23 protein-coding genes are annotated in these 23,392 nt (G+C 61.9%); 3 read left to right on the top strand and 20 right to left on the bottom strand.

Annotation, left to right across the window (positions count from 1 at the left end; translation table 11 throughout):
• Window positions 1–4 precede the first annotated feature (4 nt).
• Window positions 5–769 (bottom strand): lysophospholipid acyltransferase family protein, encoded by a 765-nt coding sequence (locus AC0J1C_RS15020; RefSeq protein WP_375192668.1) that lies wholly within the window; start codon window positions 767–769, stop codon window positions 5–7.
• Window positions 770–981: 212 nt separating this feature from the next.
• On the opposite strand from AC0J1C_RS15020, the gene sorT reads away from it, so the two are divergent.
• Together sorT and sorU are read left to right on the top strand one after the other, a co-directional pair.
• Window positions 982–2,208, top strand: coding sequence for a SorT family sulfite dehydrogenase catalytic subunit (gene sorT, locus AC0J1C_RS15025; protein ID WP_473044587.1), 1,227 nt, complete (start codon window positions 982–984; stop codon window positions 2,206–2,208).
• A 54-nt stretch (window positions 2,209–2,262) separates the two neighbouring features.
• Complete coding sequence (sorU, locus tag AC0J1C_RS15030) at window positions 2,263–2,580, top strand: SorU family sulfite dehydrogenase c-type cytochrome subunit (RefSeq protein WP_473044588.1); 318 nt, start codon at window positions 2,263–2,265, stop codon at window positions 2,578–2,580.
• 45 nt (window positions 2,581–2,625) lie between these two features.
• Here sorU and msrB read toward each other — a convergent pair whose 3' ends face one another.
• From msrB to chrA, 3 genes are all read right to left on the bottom strand, one after another.
• Window positions 2,626–3,051 (bottom strand): peptide-methionine (R)-S-oxide reductase MsrB, encoded by a 426-nt coding sequence (gene msrB / locus AC0J1C_RS15035; RefSeq protein WP_473044589.1) that lies wholly within the window; start codon window positions 3,049–3,051, stop codon window positions 2,626–2,628.
• Between the two features lie 11 nt (window positions 3,052–3,062).
• Window positions 3,063–3,710 carry a peptide-methionine (S)-S-oxide reductase MsrA gene (gene msrA / locus AC0J1C_RS15040; RefSeq protein WP_473044590.1) on the bottom strand — a complete coding sequence of 216 codons (648 nt, stop codon included), beginning with the start codon at window positions 3,708–3,710 and terminating at the stop codon, window positions 3,063–3,065.
• A 111-nt stretch (window positions 3,711–3,821) separates the two neighbouring features.
• Window positions 3,822–5,003 (bottom strand): chromate efflux transporter, encoded by a 1,182-nt coding sequence (gene chrA, locus AC0J1C_RS15045; RefSeq protein ID WP_473044591.1) that lies wholly within the window; start codon window positions 5,001–5,003, stop codon window positions 3,822–3,824.
• Window positions 5,004–5,167: 164 nt separating this feature from the next.
• Between chrA and AC0J1C_RS15050 the strand changes: the two genes are divergently transcribed.
• Window positions 5,168–6,142 (top strand): metallophosphoesterase, encoded by a 975-nt coding sequence (locus AC0J1C_RS15050; protein ID WP_473044593.1) that lies wholly within the window; start codon window positions 5,168–5,170, stop codon window positions 6,140–6,142.
• On the opposite strand, the gene AC0J1C_RS15055 is transcribed toward AC0J1C_RS15050, so the two are convergent.
• The 16 genes from AC0J1C_RS15055 to pedF all read right to left on the bottom strand — a co-directional run bounded on the left by AC0J1C_RS15055 (window position 6,139) and on the right by pedF (window position 23,097).
• The gene (locus AC0J1C_RS15055) at window positions 6,139–6,621 is read right to left on the bottom strand and encodes a CDP-archaeol synthase (protein ID WP_473044595.1); all 483 of its coding nucleotides are present in this window, start codon (window positions 6,619–6,621) and stop codon (window positions 6,139–6,141) included. The genes AC0J1C_RS15050 and AC0J1C_RS15055 overlap by 4 nt on opposite strands.
• Before the next feature lie 26 nt (window positions 6,622–6,647).
• Window positions 6,648–8,024, bottom strand: a complete 1,377-nt coding sequence (locus tag AC0J1C_RS15060; protein WP_473044596.1) for a class II fumarate hydratase — start codon at window positions 8,022–8,024, stop codon at window positions 6,648–6,650.
• An 82-nt stretch (window positions 8,025–8,106) separates the two neighbouring features.
• Complete coding sequence (locus tag AC0J1C_RS15065) at window positions 8,107–8,394, bottom strand: hypothetical protein (RefSeq protein WP_473044597.1); 288 nt, start codon at window positions 8,392–8,394, stop codon at window positions 8,107–8,109.
• 105 nt (window positions 8,395–8,499) lie between these two features.
• Window positions 8,500–10,269 carry a PAS domain-containing hybrid sensor histidine kinase/response regulator gene (locus tag AC0J1C_RS15070; RefSeq protein ID WP_473044598.1) on the bottom strand — a complete coding sequence of 590 codons (1,770 nt, stop codon included), beginning with the start codon at window positions 10,267–10,269 and terminating at the stop codon, window positions 8,500–8,502.
• Window positions 10,253–11,416, bottom strand: a complete 1,164-nt coding sequence (gene ercA / locus AC0J1C_RS15075; protein ID WP_473044599.1) for an alcohol dehydrogenase-like regulatory protein ErcA — start codon at window positions 11,414–11,416, stop codon at window positions 10,253–10,255. The genes AC0J1C_RS15070 and ercA overlap by 17 nt, the downstream gene beginning before the upstream one ends.
• A gap of 44 nt (window positions 11,417–11,460) precedes the next feature.
• The gene (locus AC0J1C_RS15080; protein ID WP_473044600.1) at window positions 11,461–13,254 is read right to left on the bottom strand and encodes a S9 family peptidase; all 1,794 of its coding nucleotides are present in this window, start codon (window positions 13,252–13,254) and stop codon (window positions 11,461–11,463) included.
• Window positions 13,255–13,387: 133 nt separating this feature from the next.
• Complete coding sequence (pqqE, locus tag AC0J1C_RS15085; protein ID WP_473044601.1) at window positions 13,388–14,545, bottom strand: pyrroloquinoline quinone biosynthesis protein PqqE; 1,158 nt, start codon at window positions 14,543–14,545, stop codon at window positions 13,388–13,390.
• A complete protein-coding gene (pqqD, locus tag AC0J1C_RS15090) occupies window positions 14,542–14,817 on the bottom strand; it encodes a pyrroloquinoline quinone biosynthesis peptide chaperone PqqD (RefSeq protein WP_473044602.1) in 276 nt (91 codons plus the stop codon). Before pqqD ends, pqqE begins: the two co-directional genes overlap by 4 nt.
• Window positions 14,817–15,572: a pyrroloquinoline-quinone synthase PqqC gene (gene pqqC, locus AC0J1C_RS15095; protein WP_473044603.1), complete on the bottom strand. Its 756-nt coding sequence runs from the start codon at window positions 15,570–15,572 to the stop codon at window positions 14,817–14,819. Before pqqC ends, pqqD begins: the two co-directional genes overlap by 1 nt.
• Window positions 15,569–16,498 carry a pyrroloquinoline quinone biosynthesis protein PqqB gene (gene pqqB / locus AC0J1C_RS15100; RefSeq protein WP_473044604.1) on the bottom strand — a complete coding sequence of 310 codons (930 nt, stop codon included), beginning with the start codon at window positions 16,496–16,498 and terminating at the stop codon, window positions 15,569–15,571. Before pqqB ends, pqqC begins: the two co-directional genes overlap by 4 nt.
• Window positions 16,499–16,551: 53 nt before the next feature.
• The gene (gene pqqA / locus AC0J1C_RS15105; RefSeq protein WP_007153157.1) at window positions 16,552–16,623 is read right to left on the bottom strand and encodes a pyrroloquinoline quinone precursor peptide PqqA; all 72 of its coding nucleotides are present in this window, start codon (window positions 16,621–16,623) and stop codon (window positions 16,552–16,554) included.
• A gap of 330 nt (window positions 16,624–16,953) precedes the next feature.
• Window positions 16,954–18,474 carry an acetaldehyde dehydrogenase ExaC gene (gene exaC / locus AC0J1C_RS15110; RefSeq protein ID WP_091987995.1) on the bottom strand — a complete coding sequence of 507 codons (1,521 nt, stop codon included), beginning with the start codon at window positions 18,472–18,474 and terminating at the stop codon, window positions 16,954–16,956.
• Window positions 18,475–18,630: 156 nt separating this feature from the next.
• Window positions 18,631–19,512 (bottom strand): bifunctional transcriptional activator/DNA repair enzyme AdaA, encoded by an 882-nt coding sequence (locus AC0J1C_RS15115; RefSeq protein ID WP_473044605.1) that lies wholly within the window; start codon window positions 19,510–19,512, stop codon window positions 18,631–18,633.
• 185 nt (window positions 19,513–19,697) lie between these two features.
• A complete protein-coding gene (locus AC0J1C_RS15120) occupies window positions 19,698–21,473 on the bottom strand; it encodes a PQQ-dependent methanol/ethanol family dehydrogenase (protein ID WP_069181972.1) in 1,776 nt (591 codons plus the stop codon).
• Window positions 21,474–21,610: 137 nt separating this feature from the next.
• On the bottom strand, window positions 21,611–22,591 hold the full coding sequence (locus tag AC0J1C_RS15125; RefSeq protein ID WP_473044607.1) for a substrate-binding periplasmic protein: 981 nt from the start codon (window positions 22,589–22,591) through the stop codon (window positions 21,611–21,613).
• A 77-nt stretch (window positions 22,592–22,668) separates the two neighbouring features.
• Entirely contained in the window at window positions 22,669–23,097 is a 429-nt protein-coding gene (gene pedF / locus AC0J1C_RS15130) for a cytochrome c-550 PedF (protein WP_041645637.1), read from the bottom strand.
• Window positions 23,098–23,392: the final 295 nt, after the last annotated feature.

The raw sequence follows: 23,392 nt of genomic DNA on the forward strand, positions 1-23,392 counted from the left end.
AGCCTTATTCGGCCTCGCCGTCACCGAGAAGACCGGTTAAACGCTCCCGGACCTCGGCCATCACCTCGTCGAGGTCTTCCTTGGTCTTGCCGGTGGTATCCAGCGGGGCGCCCACCCGCACATCCACCGGCTGGCCCAGGTTGATTTTCCAGGTGCGTGCGGGCAACACCCGGTGAATCCCGCGCACCGCCACTGGAACGATGACCGCCTGGGTGTCCAGGGCCAGGTGAAAACAGCCTTTCTTGAACGGCAGCAACTTGCCATCCGGTGAGCGGGTCCCCTCGGGTGCCGCCCAGAGCACAATACCGCTTTCCATCATTTCCCGGGCCCTGGCCAGGTCCCGCACCGCCCGGGTTCGGTTGGAACGATCCACCGACGGAAATTCAGCCGCCCGCATAGCCTGGCCCAGCAGGGGAATGCTGAACAGTTCCTTTTTTGCCAGCATGCGAATGGATCCTGGCAGGGATACGAAACTGACCGGGATATCGTAATGGCTCGCGTGGGTACACATGATGATGTAACGCCGCCCATCGCCGAAATCCGGCACCTCGCCCCTTACCGTGAGGCTGGCCCGCACCAGTCGTAACAGCGCCGCCGACCACTCCCGACAGTACTTGTCCACGATAGGCCGGTTGAGCTGGCCAAACAGCGCCCGCAGCAGGATCAGCAGCGAGTAGATAGCCGTCAGCCCGACACTGCCCAGCACCACGCCCGCGCGCCGAAGCAAGGTCGCTGATTCGGTCAGCGGGCTCAGATTCAGTCGGATCATTCCGGCTCCTTGTATCCTTCTCGTGGATCGGAAGGCGAGTATTTGTCGGGGTTTCAGGGTGAGCCGGATTATAGCGACTGGGGCGCCGGTTTGATAACGACCAAAAAGTATTGATCAATTTTTAAACACCACCTATAAGAATATAGTTATAACCTGCTTTCGCTTCGAAGGCAGGTCCCCGTCTGATCACAACCCCTATAAGGAGACGGATCATGAAACTGGAAACAGCCCTGCTGCGGGGCCCGAACGACCCCGGCCTTCAGAATCCCTCGCGACGAAGCATACTGCTCGGCAGCGCCGGCGCCATGGCCGCTGTGAGCCTGATTGGTCTCACGCCCCTTGCCAGAGCCGACGAACCCAAGTCTCTGCCCGATTATGCGGCGTGGAAAGAACGCAACGCGCTGATTATTCACAGCGCCAACACCATGGAAACCCAGCGGGGTGCTATCGGCAACGGCGTCATTACCGCCAGCGACCGCCTGTTTGTTCGCAACAACCTGCCCGCCCCACCGGCCTCGGTAACTGAAAACCCGGATGTCTGGGAGGTACGGATTGAGGGTGTCAGGAATCCTCGCACTCTCACCGTGGGGGATCTGAAGGCGATGGGCGTGACCACCGTTGCCTCGGTGCTCCAGTGCTCCGGTAATGGCCGCGCCTTCTTTCCACACGGTGCCGGTGGCACCCAATGGTCGGTGGGTGCGGCCGGGTGCGTGATGTGGACAGGCGTACCGCTGAAAGAGGTTGTGGAGGCGTTGGGTGGAACGGTTGAAGGCGCCCGCTACATCACCGCCACCGGTGGTGAAAGCCTGCCCGACGGAGTGGATCCCAAAACCATCGTGGTTGAGCGTTCGATACCCACCAGAGCCATGGAGGCCGCCCTGCTGGCCTGGGAGATGAACGACGAACCGCTGACCCACACCCATGGCGGTCCCCTGCGCCTGGTGGTACCCGGTTACTATGGCGTGAATAACGTCAAGTACGTCAAAAACCTCGCCCTCACTGAAAACCAGACCGATGCCAAGATCCAGGCGTCCGGTTACCGTATTCGCGATGTCGGGGTCAAAGGCGCTCCGGACCAGCCCTCAATGTGGGAAATGAACGTCAAGTCCTGGGTAACCTCGCCGCTGGAAACCGGTCGCGCCGGTCGCAATATGATCTACGGCGTGGCGTTTGGCGGCACCGTGCCCCTCGACAAGGTGGAGGTGTCAGTGGACGGCGGCAAAACCTGGAAGCAGGCACGATTCCTGGGGCCAGATCTCGGAGCCTACGCCTGGCGACCGTTTGTTCTCGCAACGGACCTCTCCGCCGGTGAGTACCGAATCGTTAGCCGCGCGACCGATGCCCAGGGCAACGTGCAGCCCGAGGGGCGGGTCGATAACGAGCGTGGCTATGGCCACAATGGTTGGAGCGACCACGGAGTCACGGTCGCTGTCAGTTGACTGGCACGGGGCCGCCGCCGGAAACGGCGACCCCGCTTTTCGGAACATCACAACATGAGAATAACGGCGGTACTGTTTGCATCGTCCCTGATCGGGCTGTCGTCCATGGCAATGGCCAGCGACACCGAGCAGGGAAAACAAGTCTTCACCCGGGAAGCGCAACCCTCATGCACGGTTTGCCACGCCCTGGCCGACGCAGGCTCCTCCGGCGCCATCGGCCCGGACCTGGACCAACTCAAGCCTTCCAGGGAACAGGTGATCAATGCGGTGACCGGTGGCGTTGGCATCATGCCCGCCTTCGGTGAGTCGCTCTCCGACGAACAGATTCAGGCGGTGGCCGATTACGTGGTGGCGGCAACCCGCGGTAACTGACCAGCGCGCTGGACCAGAGAAAAAGGGCCCAGAGGCCCTTTTTTGTTAACTGTTTTCCTCGAACACCATGGCAACCGAGTTCAGGCAGTAGCGTTGCCCGGTCGGCGGCGGCCCATCCGGGAACACGTGCCCTAGGTGACTGTCGCAGCGCGGGCAACGTATTTCGGTCCGGGTCATACCGAGGCTGGTATCCTCGAGATACCGAATGTGTTCCGGGTCGAAGGGCTGGAAGAAGCTGGGCCAGCCAGTACCCGAATCGAACTTTGAGTCCGAGCTGAACAGCGGCAGATCGCACAGCCGGCAGTGGTACACGCCGGCTTTCTTGTTGTCCAGCAGAGTGCCGCAGAACGGATGCTCGGTGCCGTGGTCCAGCAGGACACGCCGCTCCTCGGCGGTCAGGTCGGCGGCCTTCTCCTCAACCTGCGCCGGGGTCAGGGGCGTCAGGTCATAACCAGATGCAGAAACGGCCATCATCTATCTCCTCAGGCGGTGCTGTCTGTGTCGGTGTATTCCGGCTTCAGTTTGTCACCAAACCGGTCCACCAGCTTTTCCATTTTCGGGGCCGCCACCGCCATGATGTAGGGCTGATAGGGATTGCGGGCGGCGAAGTTCTGGTGGTACTCCTCGGCCGGGTAGAACGCCTCCAGCGGCTCCAGCGTGGTAACGATCGGATCCGGATACACGCCGGCCTCCTCCAGTTGGCGGATGTAAGCTTCGACCACCTCGCGCTGCTCGGCGGTTTCAAAAAACACGGCGGATCGATACTGGGTGCCGCGATCATTGCCCTGGCGGTTCAGCTGCGTGGGGTCGTGGGCAACGGAGAAGAACACTTTCAGCAGTTCACCGAAACTTACCCTGGCCGGGTCGTAGTGCACTTCGACCACCTCGGCGTGGCCGGTGGTGCCGCTGCACACCGCCTCGTAGTTGGCGGAACTGGCATGGCCTCCGGCATAGCCGGACTGAACACGGGTGACGCCGTCAATGGCCAGGAACACGGCCTCGACGCACCAGAAACAACCGCCGGCCAATACCACCCGCTGCTCGCCAGCGACGGCGGGCAAATCCTTCTCCGGGTCCGGGAATCGGCTGCGGGGAACCTTCAGGCCGGGAATGTTGCAGGATGTCGACATGGTGACCTCTGATTTCAAACCGTTATGTGCTTGCAGGGGATTGTGGCCGGAAACCGGCAACTTTGCCAACCCGCGCCCTGGCGGCTACAAGCCCCGCCAGTTGTACGATCATCAGAGGGGCAGGATCACACCCACGCCCGCACTCAGCGGCGCCAGCAGCCACACCGGCACTCGCCAGACCGCCAGGGCCACCCACAGCAACAGCACCAGGCCAAAATCCATCGGGCCGTGCACCGCAGAAGTCCAGACCGGGTCGTACAGGGCCGCCAGCAGCAATCCGACAACACCGGCATTCACCCCCGCCAGGGCCGACCGCGCCGAGCGATGTTCCCGCAGCCATCGCCACAAAGGCAGGCCCGCAAACACCAGCAGGGTGCCCGGCAGGAAAACCGCCACGACCGCCAACAGACCGCCGGCCACACCGGCCTCGGCCCCGCCGAGGAAGCCCGAAAAGCTGAACAGCGGCCCCGGCATTGCCTGGGCTACCCCGTAACCGGCCAGAAAGGTGTCCGCCGGCATGGCACCCGATGCCACGAAACCTTCCTGCAGCCAGGGCAGCACCACATGGCCACCACCAAACACCAGGGCGCCTGCCCGGTACATTTCGGCGGCAACCCACGCCAGGCTGCCCGACACCTGTGGCAGGAACGACGCCAGCAACAGCCCCAGAAATACCAGCCCCATCAGGGCCGGCTTGCCAGACTGCAACGGCAGGTGCAACGGATCGGCAGCCCGATCACTGCCAAGCCCCATGAGCGCACCGGCGCCTCCGGCGATGGCCAGGGCCAGGAGCTGCATCCAGGTCTCCCCGATCATCAGGAGGCCGATCGCCACCAGCAGTGCCATGGCCACCCGGCTGCGGTCCGGACACAGGCTCTTGCCCATTTGCCAAACCGCCTGCGCCACCACCGCCACCACAAACAGTTTGAGGCCCTTTACCCAGCCTCCGGCGCTGGCTTCGGGCCAGAGGGCCAAGCCCATTGCAAAGCCGATCATGATCACCGCCGACGGCAGCGTGAAGCCAAGCCACGCTGCCAGCGCCCCCCGGTAGCCTCCCTTCAGAAAGCCAATGGTGAGTCCCACCTGGCTGGATGCCGGGCCCGGCAACAACTGGCAGAGCGCCACGATTTCGCCATACACGCTGTCCGACAGCCACCGACGGCGCTTGACGAACTCATCGTGAAAAAAGCCGAGATGGGCCGCCGGCCCGCCGAAGGACGTCAGCCCAAGGCGAAGGAAGAGCCCGAAAGTCTGCCAGAAGGAAGCTCTGTTCAGTTGCGTTTCTGTGGTCATGGCTGTCCTGTTCCCGGGGCCTGGTCATCGATGTGCCGGTATCCGGCATCAAACATGAACATTATGTCGTTTTGGTTGCATAGCATCGAGGGCCAACCATAATGAAGGAGGGTTTGCCACTTTGCATACAGGCCATGCCCGGCTCGGCATACGAAGGAAGCACAATGACGGCAAGGGCTCACACACCGGAGAACCAGGACGATCTCCTGGAATACCGCCTGAGCCTGAGACTCGGCCCTGTTCACGCCCGCCAACGACTGGGCATTGAACGGGAAGCCGAGGCGAAGGTGTTCGGGCAGGATCACAGTTCTTTCCACCTGGAAAACTGGACCACTGCGCCCCGGTTTATCCGGACCTGCCTTCAACTGGCCGGCCTCTGGCGGCGGGGCCAGCACAACAGCCGACGTCTGAACACGGTTCACAACCGCTTTTGCCTGCCCAACCTCCCCGCCGCCTTCGAGGGCTTTCGAATTCTGCACCTTACCGACCTCCACGTGGACATGGATGAGGCCAACCTGCAGGCGGTTCTGCGCCAGATCGAGCCGCTGGATTACGACCTGTGCGTGCTCACCGGTGATTACCGGAAACTGACCTGGGGCCCCATTGAAAATGCCCTGCAGGGCATGGCCCGGTTGCGCCGGGGCATTCGGGGCACCGCCTACGCGGTTCTCGGCAACCACGACAGTGTGCGCATGGTGCCCGCCCTGGAAGACATGGGCTACAAACTGCTGATGAATGAGATGGCGCCCCTGGAGCTGGACGGCCAGACCCTGTTCCTGGCCGGCGTCGACGACGCCCACTTCTACAAGGTCCACAACCTGCACCGGGCCGGCGACGAGATACCCGCAGGTGGCACCAGTATCCTGCTCAGCCACACCCCCGAAATCTGGCGGGAGGCAGCCCACGCCGGGTACGACGTGTTCCTGTGCGGTCACACCCACGGTGGCCAGATCTGCCTGCCCGGAGGCATTCCGGTAACCCTGGATTCGGATTGCCCCCGCAGCCTCGGACGGGGCTACTGGCAGGTCAACGGCATGCAGGGTTACACCTCACCGGGTAGCGGAACCTCCGTGGTGAATGTGCGCCTGAACTGTCCTCCGGAGGTCACCCTGCACACCCTCACCCGGGGCCCTGATTAGTGCGGTTGTCGGCGAATACCGAGGCGGTACAGTAAGGGTGAAGCCAGAATGTTGGAGACGGTGAACAACACCACCACGGCAATCACCACCCAGAGACTGACCGGTAACCAGACCAGGGCCAGCAACATGGGCAGCAATGCTTCCGGGATCTGATCGAGCCCCAGGGCCCGGGCGCTGGAAACGAGCCCGAGGCGACGCTTGATGAAGCTGCTGAGCAGGTCGCCCGCCAGCCCGAGTAACCCGAAAAGCACGCCGAACACGAAACCCAGCCCGGTCGCCACGGAAAACAGCGCGCACGCCAGAGTGCCGGACGCCACGCCTCGCCAGGTTTTGCTGTGGCCAAACACAGGGCGACCGTCCCCCCAGAGCCGGTCACCGTCCACCGGCGCCGACCAACGGTGTTTAAGCAGGCGGGCGGCGACCACCGGCGTACCGTTAGCCAGCACCAGCATCACATAAAGCTCCAGGGTGATCAGCAAAGGCCCTTGCCTCCCTGTCCGGCGCCTCAGGCGATGCCGCCCCGGGTCAGCTTGAGTGGGTCCATCAAGCCCTCGAGCCGTTCACGGCTGAGACCGCTGCGTTCCTCCGCCACATCAATCACCGGGCGACCCGTGCGGTAGGCTTCCTTGGCAATATCAGCCGCCAGACTGTAGCCAATTTCCGGGTTCAGCGCGGTCACCAGCACCGGATTACGGCCGACGCCGGCATCCAGGTTGTCGGCGTGCACCGTGAAATCACGGATGGCCTTGTCGCCCAGCATCAGGGCGGCGTTGGACAGCAGCTCGGTCATGTCCAGCAGGTTGGCGCCCACCAGCGGAAGCATCACGTTGAGCTGAAAATTACCGGACTGTCCCGCGATGGCCACCGTGCTGTCCAGCCCCATGACCTGGGCACTCACCATGGCCACCGATTCCGGAATCACCGGGTTCACCTTGCCCGGCATGATACTGCTGCCCGGCTGCAGGGCCGGCAGGCTGATCTCCGCCAGGCCATGGATGGGGCCGCTGTTCATCCAGCGCAGATCGTTGGCGATCTTGGTCAGCACAATGGCCACGCCCCGTAACTGGGCAGACAGCGCCACCGGGCCGTCCACGGCGCTCTGGCCGATGAACTTGTGCTCCAGGGTGGTGAAATGAAACCCGGTGTTCGAACGCAGGGACTTGGCAAACTGCTCTGCAAACTCCGGCAAGGCGTTGATGCCGGTACCCACGGCTGTCCCGCCCTGGGGCACCGCCAGCAGTTCGTCCGCTGCAGCTTCCACCCGTTTTTCCACGGCGAACAGCTGCTCCCGCCAGGTTCGCAGCTCCTGCCCCAGGGTAACGGGCATGGCATCCATCAGGTGGGTTCGGCCGGTTTTCACCTGCTCGGAAAATTCCGCCTCACGCTCGTAGATCATCCCGCGCAGGTGGGACAGCGCCGGCAGCAGCTTTTCCTTCACCGCCAGTACCGAGCTCACATGAATGGCCGTGGGAATCACGTCGTTGGAGCTCTGGCTCATGTTGACGTGGTCGTTGGGATGCACCTCGTGACCGGCGTTCCCGGCAAGGTTCGAAATCACCTCGTTCACGTTCATATTGGTACTGGTGCCGGAACCGGTCTGGTACCGGTCAACCGGAAACTGATCGGCGTGCTCGCCGGCCACCAGTTCGTCACAGGCCTGCACAATGGCATCCCGAAGGTCGCTGTCGAGCAGGCCCAGGCTGGTATTGGCCTCGGCGGCGGCCCGCTTTACCCGCGCCACCGCCGCAATGAACGCACCTGGCATGGGTTGCCCGCTGACCGGAAAATTTTCAACCGCACGCTGGGTCTGTGCCCCCCAGAGCGCGCTGGATGGAACCTGGACGTCTCCAAGACTGTCGGTTTCGATTCGGTAGTCGCTCATGATCCCTCCTGTCTGTCCGTTTACATCCTGTCCGTTTACATCGTGAGTTACCGGCGTTGTACGGCAGGCTCCGGCGTCTGTATCAACCCGTACCGCCGTGGGACCTCAACCGCACATGGTCACAAATGCCGGTGACCTGCTCAAAGTTCAGGATCAGTGTGTGCACGGTGTTGGTGTAGGTATCATGCAGGTGAAACTTGTATCGACGCTGTTTCTCACCCTGCAGGAAGCTGTCGTACTCGCGCACCAGTTCCCGCACGTCGCCGCCGGAGTCCTGACTCCAGGTGGCATTGAACGGCCCCAGCACGGCGCCGCCGGCGAGGCAGACCGTCACTTCGTGATTGGTCAGGCTGTTGTCCGAAACACTCATGATGGGTCTCCTTACTGTGAACCTCCCCTAAGTGTAGTCCGGCGGTGCAATTCCTGTGATTTTCGCGCGCTGGCAGGAGACCGGCGAGGCCGGGAGCGACAGTGATCAGAGCGTCGAGGAAGGCGTGATCAGGCTGGTAATCAGGGCCCGCAGCCGGTTCGGTTTTACCGGCTTGTTGAGTATCGGGAGGTACTGCGCCCGCAACAGTCGGCGGGTGTCGTCACTGCGATCAGCCGTGATGACAGCGGCCGGGATGTCCTGGCCGAGATGCCGCCGGACCGCGTGAATGGCATCGTAACCGGTCAACTCGTGGTCGAGGTGATAATCGGCCAGGATCACCGCTGGCACCCCGGCGCCAGACGCCATCTTCGCCAGCGCCTCGCCCTTGCTGGCAGCGGTGACCACATCGCACCCCCAGCGTTCCAGCAACAACTGCATGCTTTCCAGCACCGCCGGTTCGTTGTCGATCACCAGCACCGGCAGGCCGTCGAAACCCTGGGCATGGCTGGGTAACGTGGGGCCCGGCATTGGCCTGGGGGACGAAGCTGCGTGATCGAGAGGCAGGGTAAGCACGAACCGGGACCCGCGCCCCGGCCTTGAAGCCACATCGATGCTGTAGCCCAACACCCGCACCATGCGCTCGACAATGGCGAGCCCGAGGCCAACACCCTGCCGGCCGCCCGTACCCTGGGGCAGCAATTGGTGGAACTCGGTAAAGATATCCCGGAGTTTGGCCGCCTCGATGCCGACACCGGTGTCCCACACTTCAATGCGCAGCTGCTCGCCCCGCTGCCGGAGTGCCAGCACCACGCCACCTTTGCGGGTATAGCGAAAGGCGTTGCTGAGCAGATTACGCACAATGCGGGTGAGCATGCGCTGATCCGTTCGGACCACCGCAGGCACCGTACGTACCCGGAAGCCCAGGCCGGCATTGGCGGCCACTGCCTCGAATTCCTCGCCCAGAGCCCGGGCCAGAGAGGCCACATCGGTGTAAACCAGATCGGGTTTCATGGCCTGCTGGTCGAGTTTCGAGATGTCCAGCAAATCCGCCAGCAGGTCTTCGGCCCCTTCGAGAGCCCGGTGTACCTGCTGCACCATGCGGGCTTCCTGTTCCGGCAGCGAGCTGTCCTGGAGCGCAGAGATCATCAGGCGCGCGGCGTTGAGCGGCTGCAGCAGGTCGTGGCTGGCCGCCGCCAGGTACTTGTCCTTGCTGCGGATCGCCTCTTTGGCGGCCTCCATGGCGACCACCAGTTCCCGCTCGACTTTTTCCCGCTCCTCAATCTGATAACGCAGGCCCACGTTGGCATTCTGCAGTGCCTCGGTGCGCTCCTCCACCCGGCGCTCAAGGGTCGCGTTCAGTTGTTCCAGCTTCTGCCGTGCCAGCACCCGCTCGGTAATGTCCGCGACGAAGGCTTCCACCACCTCCGGCCCCAGGTCTGGCCTGCGCAGCAATGTTACCGCCACCTGAACCGGCGTGCGATCGGCCCGCTGAAAGCGGGTTTCCCGGGCACTCAGGCTGCCGTAATCAAGCAACTCCTGGCGGATAGCATCAAACTCGCTGGCGCTGCAGAACAGCTGTTCCCGGAGCCGGATCACCCCGTTCTTGAGCGCCTCGGGGCTGTCGTACCCGCAGATCCGTGCCATTGCCGGATTGCAGGCCAGGAAGCCGCCGCGCAGGTTAGCCTGGAAAATACCGTGCAGGGCATTCTCGAACAGCCACTTGTAGCGGTTACGTTCCTGCTCGAGCTCCTCGATCCGTTCCTGCAACGCCGGGTAATAGTTCTTGCGAACAGACTGGCTGCCCAGTCCCAGAAGATCGCCAATTCCGTAGCTGCTGTCCCGCTCGCCGTCCTGTTCGTCAGAGCGCTTCTTCATAGACGACCTGAACGTCCCGGAGCGAGGATTTGCGTGGATTGGTCAGAATGCAGGGGTCCTGGAGGGCGAAGCCGGAAAGGTAAGGAATGTCAGACACGCTCACTCCGAGCTGGGCCAGCCGCGCTTCCAGGCCGACCCGGCGCTTGAGTTCCACAATCCGGCCCATCAGACGCTTCTTGATCTCGGCCCGGCTCATGCCGCGGGTGTCGATGTCCATGGCTTCAGCCACCCGCCGGAACCGGTCCTCGGCGGCCTGGTAGTTGTAGGCCACCACGTGTTCCAGCAGCAGCGCGTTACACAGCCCATGGGGCAGATCCAGGAAGCCGCCCAGACTGTGAGACATGGCGTGTACAGCACCGAGGATGGCGTTGGAAAACGCCAGGCCTGCCTGCATGGACGCCAGCATGATCTGCTCCCGCAGCACCGGATCGGCGGTGTTGGCAACCAGGGGCTCGAGGTTGCGGTTGATCAGCCGGATCGCCTCCAAAGCGTGGGTGTCGGTGAGCGGGCCGCTGCCAGTGGATACGAACGCCTCAATGGCATGCACCAGGGCATCCACACCGGTACAGGCGGTGAGGTAGGCGTCCATGGTTTCGGTCACTTCCGGATCAATGAGCGACACATCCGGCACCACGGCCTTGCTGATGATGGAGAATTTGAACCGGCGATTGGGGTCGGAAATGATCGCAAACTGGGAGACATCGGCGGAGGTACCAGCCGTGGTCGGTATCAGGATCAACGGGGGTGGCGGGTTGGTGATGGTATCCACACCCTCGAATTCGAGAATGTTGCGACCGTGGGTGGCAACAATGCCGATGCCCTTGGCGCAGTCCATGGGACTGCCGCCGCCAATGGCGACAATGACATCGCAATCGCTCGACTTGTACAGCTCGGCGCCTGTCATCACCTCCTCGACCTTGGGATTGGGCGAAACACCGGTGAACAGGGTACTGCGGATGCCAGCGTCGGTCAGGACTGTCTCAATCTCGCGAACCCAGCCGGCGGCGGCCACACCTGGATCAGACACAAGGAGCACGTGTCGGGCGCCGAAGTTGCTGGCAAAGTTTGCCACTGACTTGCGCGACCCGGCGCCGAATACAATTTCCGGGGACACAAACTTTCGAAGCGCAGAAATGTCGTGGCTCATCGTTCTCTATCCGACGGTTTGTTGTTATAGGAATGGTCGAAAGTTTAACTCAAGTAAGCGGCCTGTTCATCGGACTTTTCGCTATGCCGTCGGTAAAAGCTGAAGGTCCACTCCAGCATGCCCACCTGGCTGTCCCGTTTGCGGAAACCGTGGCCTTCCTCGTCGAACCAGTGCAGTTCCGGCGCACCTCCGGCGGCTTTCATGGCGGCCACCATGGCCCGGGTCTGCTCCGGCACCACCACCGGATCCTGGCCGCCCTGGAAGAAAATCATCGGCGCCGCGATGCGGTCCGCGTGGTGCAGCGGCGTGCGCTCGTGCCAGCGCCGGGGATGGTCATCGGGATGGCCCAGCAACCAGTCCAGATAGCCGGATTCAAAACGATGGGTCATCGCCCGCAAACGCAGTGGATCGGTAACCCCGAACAGGCTGGCCCCCGCCCTGAACCGGCGGCTCCGGATCATGGCCATCAGGGCGGTATAACCGCCGGAGCTGCGGCCCTGGATGAACACCCGACTGCCATCCACCAGGCCGAAGGACGCCAGATGATCAGCCGCCCGCTCCATATCCTCCACGTCAATCTCCCCCCAGCGGCCCTCGAGGGCCAGCCGGAACGCCCGACCAAAGCCGGTGCTGCCGCGGTAGTTGATCTCGGCCACCGCAAAGCCGCGCTGACACCAGTACTGCACGTGGGGATTGAATACCGGGTAGGCGGCGGACGTGGGCCCGCCATGTGCGATCAGAATCAGCGGCGGTGCGTCCACGGAGGCCTGTTTTGGCGTGTAGAAAAAACCCTGTATCGGGCGGCTATCGCCCCCCGAAGCTGGCACCTCGATGTCCAGCGGCAGCGCGGCCCGTACCTGCGGCATGGGGTCGCCCCCACCGGCGATGATGCGCTCGAGGCCCGTGACAGGATCAATAGCCAGTATCGCATCCAATCGGGTAGCAGAACGAGCCACACAGTAGAGGGTACCTTCGGCCACTCGCAGGTGACGGAAATCGCCGTATTCAGTAGCCACCCGGCGCTCTTCCTGACCGTCGGAAATCAACCAGAGCTGCCCCGTGCCATTGCAGTATCGCACCCGCGCCCAGCGGCCATCGCCGATGGGACAATGGTGGGACTCACCCAACTGCCAGGGCGCGTTGGCATGATCACAAGCCGGAGCTCCGCCCGAGCGCCAGTCTCCCTCGCCCCGCTCATCAACCTGCCAGGGTTGCCACCAGCCCTCATGGTCAGAAAGCACCCAGAGCCGGTCGCCATCAAACACCGGTTGCTGGACCGAAGCCTGCAGGGACCGGTTGAGGGGCGAGCTCAGGGAATGGCAGTCGGCAAGGGCGCCACCGTCCCTCACCTCACCCAACCACAGCTGGCTGCGTATCCAGGGCATATCCGGCTGCTGCCAACTCACCCATGCCAACCGGTTACCGTCATCGGAGAGTGCCGGGGCACTGTAGAAATCCTGGCCCGAGTGAAGCACTCTTTGCTCACCCTCGAGGGTGATCGCAACCAGCTGCTGCTGGTGATTGCATTCGCGTACCGCCAGTACCCGCTGGCGGGTGTCATCGGCAACCAGGCCGCCATACATCGCATCGGGGTCGTCGGTAAGCTGGGTACACTGCCCGTCTTTCAGGCTGACATGCCGGATCTGCTGATCCTCGGCCACCACAAACACCCCGGTGGAACACGCCGCCAGGGCGCCGCCCCCGTAGCCGTTGACCCGGCTGCGGACGCCCAGGGTGTCGGGCCCGAACCTCACCGGCCCCTGCTCCGACAGCTGCCACAGCACCATGCAACCCCGCTCAGGGTCGGTCTGCAACCAGTAAACACCGGCAGCCGACACCGTAAGCTCACCGCACTGAACATGGGCGGCACACGCCTCGCTGGCACTCAGGCATCGGGTTGTAGAGCCATCAGCTGGGAGGGAAGAGCCATCAGCTGGGAGGGAAGAGCCTTCAGCTGGGAAGGAAGAGCCGTCAGCCCCGGAAGAAAAGTCGTGAATTGTCCGCATTTCGGTACACCAGTTCCGTCAGGCCGGCCGTGGCGTGGTCGGCAGCTCTCCTCGCTGCCAGGATACGGTCATGATACGCGGATTTGTTGCAAACCGGATCTGTATTATCGGCATTGCCGGTCAATAAATACGCCTGGCATCGGCAGCCGCCGAAGTCCTTTTCCTTCTCATCGCAGGAACGGCAGGGCTCCGGCATCCAGCTGTCGCCCCGGTAGTGGTTGAATCCGGGGCTGTCATACCAGATGTTTTGAAGATCCATGTCTCGAACGTTGGGAAATTCGATGGGCAGCAGCCTGGCGCTATGACACGGCAGGGCGGTGCCGTCGGGGGCCACTGTCAGGAACAGATTGCCCCAGCCGTTCATGCAGGCTTTCGGGCGCTCTTCGTAGTAATCCGGAGTCACGAAAATGAGCTTCATGGCCGAGCCGGACTGCTGCAGCCGTTCGCGATAACGGTTCACTTCCTGCTCGGCTTTCACCAGCTGCGCTTTCGAGGGCATCAGGCCTTCCCGGTTCTCGAAGGCCCAGCCGTAATACTGGCAGGTGGCCAGCTCCACGTAATCCGCGCCCAGGCGCTCGCACAGGTCCATGATGTCGTTCATCTGGTGGATATTGTGTCGGTGGATCACAAAATTGAGCACCATCGGGTAGCCCGCCTCCTTCACCGCCCGGGCCATGGCCAGCTTCTGGTCAAAGGCCTTGCGGGAGCCGGCCACGGCGTTGTTCAGTTCCGGATCCGAGGCCTGGAAGCTCACCTGGATATGGTCCAGCCCGGCCTCGGCAAAGGCATCCACCTTGGCCTCGGTCAGCCCCAGGCCAGAGGTGATCAGGTTGGTGTAGTAACCCAGGTGCCGGGCTTCGGCGATCAGTTCCGCCAGATCCGGGCGCACCAGCGGCTCGCCCCCGGAGAAGCCCAGCTGGGCCGCGCCCATTGCCCGACCCTGCCGAAGCACGCTCACCCACTCGTCGGTGGTCAGTTCCCGTTCAGTCTGGGCAAAATCCAGCGGATTGGAGCAGTAGGGACATTGCAGCGGGCAGCGGTAAGTGAGTTCCGCCAGCAGCCACAGGGGCGGCCCGGCGTCATGGGGGTTGGCGGGCGCCGGGTGTCCGTGGGAGCAGCTCATGACCATTCAATCCAGTGCTGTTGCCGGGCGTCCTGCAGGAACTCGCTGACGTCCTGGCCCAGAGGGCCGGCGTCGGGGAACTGCTGCTCCAGGCTGGCCACAATATCAGCCACGCTGCGCTGGCCGTCCACTTCGTTGAGGATGGCACCGGCACTGCCGTTGAGCTTTACCATGCCCTCGGGGTACAGCAACACGTAACTCTCCTGGGCCGGCTCCCACTGGAACCGGAAGCCTCGGCGAAATCGTGGAATCTGGTGCATACCCACCTCCATTACAGCCCCCGGTGCCAGACCTGTTCGTCGGTCACGGTGTGGTACGGCGGGGTCCGGTGGCCATAGGCCATGGTCATGGCATCCAGCATGGTCCAGAGGATGTCCAGCTTGAACTGCAGGATCTCCAGGGCCCGGGCCTGCTGGGCCTCGGTGATGAAGTGGTCCAGCGTAATGGTCAGGCCGTGCTCCACATCCCGCCGGGCTTCCGACAGGCGCTTGCGGAAGTAGCTGTAGCCGCTCTCTTCAATCCACGGATAGTGGGCAGGCCAGCTGTCCAGGCGTGACTGATGGATTTCCGGGGCAAACAGCTCAGTCAGGGACGAGCAGGCCGCCTCCTGCCAGGTCGCCCGGCGGGCGAAGTTCAGGTAGGCGTCTACTGCAAAGCGGACCCCCGGCAACACATGGCGTTGGTCGATGACTTCTTCCCGGCTCAGGCCCACCGCCTCGGCCAGACACAGCCAGGCTTCGATGCCACCCACATCCCCGTCGTGGCCATCGTGGTCCAGAATCCGCTGCAGCCAGAGCCGGCGCACGCTGGCGTCCGGGCAGTTGGCCATGATGGCGGAGTCTTTCTGGGGAATCTTGATCTGGTAGTAGTACCGGTTGGCCACCCAGCCGCGGATCTGCTCGGGCGTGCATTGCCCGCCGTACATGGCTTTATGGTACGGGTGGTGGATGTGGTAGTACTGGCCCTTGGCCCGCAGGGCCTGCTCGAAATCCGTCCGGTTCATAGCGGTGTTGGCTTTGGCGTTCATGGCTGCCCCGACAGGTCGATGTGCATGCCGTCCCAGGACACCTCGATGCCGTGGCGGGTCAGCTCCGCCCGCTCCGGGGAGTCCTCGTTCAGGATCGGGTTGGTGTTGTTGATGTGTATCAGGATCTTGCGCTGGGCCGGCATGGCGTCGAGCACCTCGATCATGCCGCCCGGGCCGCTCTGGGCCAGATGGCCCATGGCCTGGCCGGTTTTGGTGCCCACTTCCTGGCGGATCATCTCATCGTCGTGCCAGACGGTGCCGTCCACCATCAGCACATCCGCTTGTCGCATCCAGCCAAGGATTCGCTCGTCGGGCTGGCCCAGGCCCGGGGCATAGAGGACGGTCTGGCCGGTACGGGTGTCTTTCAGGAACAGGCCGATGTTGTCGCCCGGGTGCGGGTTGTCCCGGCGCGGTGAATACGGGGGCGCGTTGCTCAACAGCGGAATGGCGGTAAGCTCGATGGACGGCGCACAGGGAATGGTGAAAGGCACCTGCTCGGAGGCCTCGATGCGCTGCCAGTTCAGGCCACCGTTCCAGTGTTTGAGCATGGTAAACAGGGGAAATCCGCCGCTGAGGTCCTCATGCACCTGCTCGGTACACCAGACGTCCATCGGCAGGCCCTCGCGCAGGGACAGCAAACCGGTGGTGTGGTCCACCTGGCTGTCCATCAGCACGATGGCGTCGATGCCGGTATCGCGAAGCTCGCGGGCCGGCTGCATCGCTTCAAACGCGGCTAGCTGGGCGCGGATATCCGGGGAGGCGTTAAACAGGATCCAGTGCTCGCCGTCTTCACTGACGGCAATGGAGGACTGGGTACGGGCCTTCGCGTTCAGGGTGCCCTTGCGGAAACCGTCGCAGTTGGCGCAGTTGCAGTTCCACTGGGGAAAGCCACCGCCGGCGGCGGAGCCCAGAACGTGGATGAGCATGGCGGGTTACTCCGGAGACAAAACGGCCAGCTCGAGGCTGGCCGCGTCTGTACTCAGCGATTGGCGAAGTACATGGTGACTTCGAAACCGATGCGCAGATCTTCGTAGGCTGGTTTGGTCCACATAATGCTCACCTCTGTTGTCATGATTGTCAGGGCATTGCGGGTGAATCAACGAAGTTGCCGATAACCCAGTTCCCATCCTATCGGCCGGGGCAAGGCGCCCATATGGTACTTTGGAACTGTTTTCGTCCCTTCCTAGGTCGCAAAGAAAGGGGCACCGGCTCCTGGCCTGCCAGAAACGAAAAAAGGCCCTGGGAGGGGCCAAAGAGAGTGACAAAACCCGAACTCTCACAAGAGAGTCGTCCCGGCCAGATGCCGGGACTGAAGAGGCACATCCACTGTGCTGACTCACAGGCGGGCCCGTGTGGAGGGGCCCGCTTACCGCTCACAGACTCAGAAGAAACCCAGCGGGTTGGTGTCGTAGCTCACCAGCATGTTCTTGGTCTGCTGGTAGTGCTCGAGTGCCATCTTGTGGGTTTCGCGGCCAACGCCGGACTTCTTGTAGCCGCCGAAGGCCGCGTGGGCCGGGTAGGCGTGGTAGCAGTTCATCCACACACGGCCGGCCTGGATGGCACGACCCATGCGATAGGCGCGATTGGTGTCGCGGGTCCACACGCCGGCACCCAGACCAAACTCGGTGTCGTTGGCAATCGCCAGGGCTTCTTCTTCGTCCTTGAAGGTGGTCACACCCACCACCGGTCCGAAGATTTCTTCCTGGAACACGCGCATCTTGTTGTCACCCTTGAACAGGGTGGGCTGGATGTAGAAGCCGTTGTTGAACTCCTCGTCCAGATGCTCGCGGTCGCCACCGGTCAGTACCTGGGCGCCCTCTTCCTTGCCGATGGCCAGGTAGGACATGATCTTGTCGAACTGTTCCTTCGACGCCTGGGCGCCCACCTGCACGTCGGTATCCAGCGGGTTGCCGCGCTTGATCTTCTTGGTGCGCTCGATGACCTTGGCCATGAACTCGTCGTACATGTCTTCCTGCACCAGGGCCCGGGACGGGCAGGTGCACACTTCGCCCTGGTTAAAGAACGCCAGCACCAGGCCTTCCACGCACTTGTCGATGAACTCGGGCTCGGCCTTCATCACGTCGGAGAAGTAGATGTTGGGCGACTTGCCGCCCAGCTCCACGGTAGACGGAATGATGTTCTCAGCCGCGCACTTGAGAATGTGCGAGCCCACCGGGGTGGAGCCGGTGAAGGCAATCTTGGCGATGCGCTTGCTGGTGGCCAGCGCCTGGCCGGCCTCGATGCCGTAGCCGTTGACAATGTTCAGCACGCCCGGCGGCAGCAGGTCACCGATGATTTCCATCAGCACCAGGATGCTGGCAGGAGTCTGCTCGGCCGGCTTCAGCACGGTGCAGTTACCGGCGGCCAGGCAGGGGCCCAGTTTCCAGGCCGCCATCAGCAGCGGGAAGTTCCAGGGAATGATCTGGCCAACCACACCCAGGGGCTCGTGGAAGTGGTACGCCACGGTGTTGTGGTCGATCTCGCCCATATGGCCTTCCTGGGCCCGGATACAACCGGCAAAGTACCGGAAGTGATCGGCGGCCAGGGGAATGTCGGCGTTCAGGGTTTCACGAACGGCCTTGCCGTTGTCCCAGGTCTCGGCCACAGCCAGCTTTTCGAGGTTGGCCTCGATGCGGTCGGCGATTTTCAGCAGAATGTTGGAGCGCTCGGTGGGTGAGGTCTTGCCCCAGGCCGGCGCGGCCTTGTGTGCTGCGTCCAGGGCCAGTTCGATGTCCTCGGCGCTGGAACGTGGAATTTCACAGATCACCTCACCGGTGACCGGAGTGATGTTCTCGAAGTACTGACCTTTCACCGGCGCGACCCACTCGCCACCGATGTAGTTCTCGTAACGGGATTTGAAAGAAACGACGGAGCCATCCTTTCCTGGTTGTGCGTAGATCATGGTCTCGACCTCTTGTTGTGTTTGTCGCAGGGCAACGCGGCCTTTCGCGTTTACCTGTTCAATGTAGACCGCAATCCAGGATCGTTGAATGATGCGATGGGGGCGAAAAACTCATCCCTTGGTAGTAGATGGCTGGATGAACGGGCGATGCCAGGTTCACGACCCGGCGCATTCCTGATCAAGCAGCCGCCGTTTTCGGTCCAGCCCCCAGCGGTAGCCCCCGAGTGAACCGTCGCTGCGCAGGACCCGGTGACACGGAATCAGCACCGCGATTCGATTGCGTCCACAGGCCGAGGCCACCGCCCGAACGGCTTTCGGCTCACCCAGTCGCCTCGCCAGTTCCGTATAGCTCACAACCTCGCCCTCGCGCACGCTCAACAGGAGTTTCCAGACCCGGGTCTGAAACACCGTACCCCGCATATCGAGCGGCACCTCCGGCCGGGGCCGGTTCCTGCTGAGGTGTTCATCCAGCGCGGCCATCCAGGCATCGAGATCGGAGGAGCCACCGGCACCCGACGGGAGCAGCCGGGCCTTGGGGAATTCCCTCTGCAGCCGCTCGGTCAAGGCCTGCTCCGAGTCTCCGAATTCAGCGAAACACACGCCTTTGTCTGTCGTTGCCATCATCAAAAGCCCGAACGACGTTTGCCGACAGGCGAACGCGATTACCTCGCCCTCTCCGCCTTTTCGGTACCGGGACGGAGGCATCCCGAACTGTCGTTCTGCTTCGCCATAGATCCGGCTGACGGAACCATACCCGGCTTCGAAGATGGCGTCGGTCACACTTCGGCCGCTCCGGAGGGCTTGCCGGAAGTGCCTCTGGCGCAGCGCATCCTGGTAGGCCCTGGGAGACACCCCGAAGGTTTCCTTGAACGCCTTCTGTACCCGGGTGGCCGACAAGCCCACCAGGGCGCCAAGATCCACAAGCCTCAGTGTCGAATCTGGATGCTCCTCGATATACCGGGCCACGGTGACCATGGGGTCGTCCGGCGAGGCCGGGGAGGCAGCGCTTTCTGGTGTCGGGGAACGGGAGTCGGTCATGCCTGGATTCCTTCGCGAATCATTTAGCCTTGATCCCTATGATGCGAGTTTACGGTGGGCGCTGCCATCCGAATCTTGCGCCACCGGACCCTAGCCCTTCTCCCAGTCCAACCAACAGGCACAAAAAAGGGACGGCCACAGCCGTCCCTCTTCATCAACCGGCCGGTGGCCGGTACTCACGCGGATCAGTTGCTGGCAACCCGATCCTTCGGCAGTTTGAAGGTCCAGACCATACCGCCCTGGTTGAAGTCCTTCACTACCTTGGCCACTTCGCCACCCCACAGCGGAACCGCACCGCCCCAGCCGGAAGCTACAGAGACGTACTGTTCGCCGTCCATGGTCCAGGTGACAGGCGTGCCTACCACACCGGAACCGGTGTTGAAGCGGTAAAGTTCTTCGCCCGTCTTGGCGTCGAATGCCTTCAGATGGCCCTCAGGAGTACCGGTGAATACCAGACCACCGGCCGTGGTCATCACGCCACCCCACAGCGGAGCGGTGTTCTCGTAACGCCACACTTCCTCACCGGTTTTCGGATCCATGGCCCGAAGTACACCAATGTATTCATCGTTGGCCGGCTTGATGGTAAAGCCTGCACCGAGGAACGCAGCGCCTTTCTTGTAGGATACCGGCTCATTCCAGATATCCATGGACCACTCATTGGAGGGCACGTAGAACAGGCCGGTCTGCTGACTGAAGGCCATGGGCATCCAGTTCTTTCCGCCCAGGAACGCGGGCTGCGCTACAACGGTTTCACCTTTTTTGCCGTCCATATCAGCCGGGTTACCCGGACGACCGCCTTCGGTGTATATGGGACGACCGGTCTCGGGATCCAGGCCTTTCGCCCAGGTGATCTTGTCCACGAACGGGAAGCCGCGAATAAAGTCGCCGTTCTCACGGTTCAGAACATAGAAGAAGCCGTTACGGTCCGCCGTGGCCGCCGCTTTGACGGTTTTGCCGTTTTCTTCGTAGTCGAAGGAGATCAGCTCGTTGACACCGTCATAATCCCAGCCATCGTTCGGCGTGGTCTGGAAGTGCCACTTGATGCTGCCATCGTCCGGATCAATCGCCAGGCGGCTTGAGGAGAACAGGTTGTCACCCGGGCGCAGGTGTGAGTTCCAGGGAGCCGGGTTACCGGTACCGAAGAACAGGGAATCCGTGTCCGGATCGTAGGTGCCACCCAGCCAGGTTGCCGCGCCACCGTTCTTCCACATTTCGCCGGGCCAAGTGACGCCGGCTTTGCCACCGGAAATACCGTTTTCGATCTTCTTGCCGTCCTTGTAGACGTAGCCCATGTGACCTTCAACGGTAGGACGGGTCCAGACCAGATCGCCGGTATTGGCGTCGTAGGCTTCAACCTTGCCGACAATCCCGAATTCACCACCGGAAACGCCGGTAATCACCTTGCCCTTGACGACCAGGGGCGCCGCGGTGATCGCGTAGCCGGCCTGGTAGTCAGCCACCTTCTTGATCCACATCGGCTTGCCGGTGTCCTTGTTCAGGGCCACCAGTTTCGCGTCCAGGGTTCCGAAAATGATTTTGTCGCCGTAGATGGCGGCACCACGGTTAACAACGTCGCAGCAAGGCATGATGCCGTCCGGCAGACGGGCATCGTACTGCCAGATCTCTTCGCCGGTTTTGGCATCGATGGCGTAGATGCGGGAGTAGGAAGCGGTCACGTACATGACGCCGTCCTTAACCAGCGGCTGGGATTCCTGGCCGCGCATTTTTTCGCTGCCGAAGGAGAAAGCCCAGGCCGGTTGCAGATACTGGACGTTGTTGGTGTTCAGATCTTCCAGGATGCTGTAGCGCTGTCCCTGGGTACCCATGCCGTAGCTGACAATGTCCTCAGGGGTCTTGTGATCGTTGATGATGTCTTCGTCGGTTACCGCATGGGCCCCGTAAGATACTGCCATGGCCAGGGCGCTGGCCGCGATGCGAATCCCGAACTTGTTGGTTCTCATGGTTGCGCTCTCCAAGTCTCTTGTTTTCAGTTCTCTTGAGTTCGTTTCAGGCCGAACCGGGAACTTTTCCCGCCTCTGATGCGATTCTTCGCCTCGGGGGCAAAACCAACAATTGCTCGCCGGAACAGGTTTCCTCATCACTTGGTAGTACTACTCCGAAACTCCACGCCCCCTTCCGCCCGGGCGATGGCCTGTTCATCAAGGAACGCCCGGTAATAGCCCGGCACGCTGTAGCGAAGATTCTGGGCGGCCATCAGCTCGTTCATCTCGCCGGTTTTCACCAGCCTGTCGACAATGGCTTCGAGGGCATAACCCAGTTGCCGATGGGTATGCTTGATGGCCATACCGACATCCCACACCTGTTTGCCGATGCCCGGAAAACCGTTACTGGCCGCTTTGAACCCCTCGTTCTCGGGCTTTGCCAGTTCGTGATCAATCTCCGAACGCATGGCCATGACGGCACTCACCTCGCCCTTGCGCAGTGCCTCGAAGGCTTCAGCAACTTTGTGGTAGTGACGCACCTTGTCCCGCATGCGGCCGCCAAACGCGGAAGTCAGGTAAAAGTCGGGAAGGGTGTCGATCTCAACGCCGATCGGGTTGTACTGGAACACCGCCACGGTTTCGACGCTATCGAGCTTTTCGGGGTTATAGGCAATCTGCCAGGTTTCCTGCTGATATGGGCCGAACAGAACGACCTGTTCGTTGATGTACTCGCCGGTGGAATCCTGCATGTAGGCGTAGGTCTTGTCGTACGGCACCCGGAGCATCACATCGGCGAGCCGCTGCTTGGCCAGGTAGTGCCCTTTCCAGACGTTGTTGCGCAGATCGTCTCCGAGGTTTTCATCCGGGGTGATCCAGTGGACTTTGAATTCCACGCCCATTTCCTCGGCAATCCGGCGACCGAGTTCGACGTCGATGCCCCTGGGCTCACCATCCACCTCGTAGGAGTACGGTGGGAAATTCTCGTAGACACCGACTTTCAGATAGCCGGAATCCAGGATGATGTCGTAGGTGCGCTCCGCCGGTCGATTGAGCAATTCGTTTCCGTCGTTAACCTCCTGAGCCAGGACGACCTGGGCAAACAGCAAAAGGGCAAGCATTCGAGTCAGTGTTTTCATTGTTATCTCCCAACGACGAAGGGCCGGCACAAGGCCGACCCGAATTCAGGCATACGTTTTGGTAGACGCCGCAACGGTTATTCCGGCTTAGGCAGCGATTCCACATACGTGCGGATTGCCCACATGGCATTCTGATCCATGCTTTTCTTCCAGGATGGCATGCCACGATCGGTGCCATTCATCACCCGGCCGATGTAGTACTCGTCGTCCCATTCGGTGAGTTCCCGAAGGTCCGGCGTCAGCCCACCGGACATGGCGCGGATACCATGACAAGCGGCGCAGTTGCCAGCGTAAGCACTCTCACCGATTTTGATGGCCTGAGCGTTGAACTCGCCAAACTCGTTACCTTCGCGGAAAGGATTCTCGGCGCGGACGTCATCCCCCAGTTCCGGCAGATTGCCCGTATCCACTTCCTGTGGTGTGACATTGCCGTGCGCGATAGCAAAGCCGGCCAGGCCAAGCATGGCCGAAGCCACGATTGCTTTGAGTGAAAAGGACATTGCCATTGGTCTTACCTCTGTTATTGGATTCCCCGTGGTTGGCTATTGGATTTGTCAGTTGCCAACTTGCTGATATCCAGTCTAGGAATGCTCTTCTCCAATCCGAATGCCACTTTGGGGTTTTTGACTTAGTTCCTTGGTAGTAGATGGTTGGAGCGAAGGCCAAAGCACGAGATCCCTCAGCAAGAACGGGAAACCGACCAACTTTCATGAAGAAGGAGGCGGTTCGGGATTTTTTCCCGGTTTTTACGGATTTTTTCCCGCACTGGAAGTGGGTTTTTCCGTCGCCATCAAAGTCCGC

The organism is Marinobacter sp. E2, from assembly GCF_055755345.1.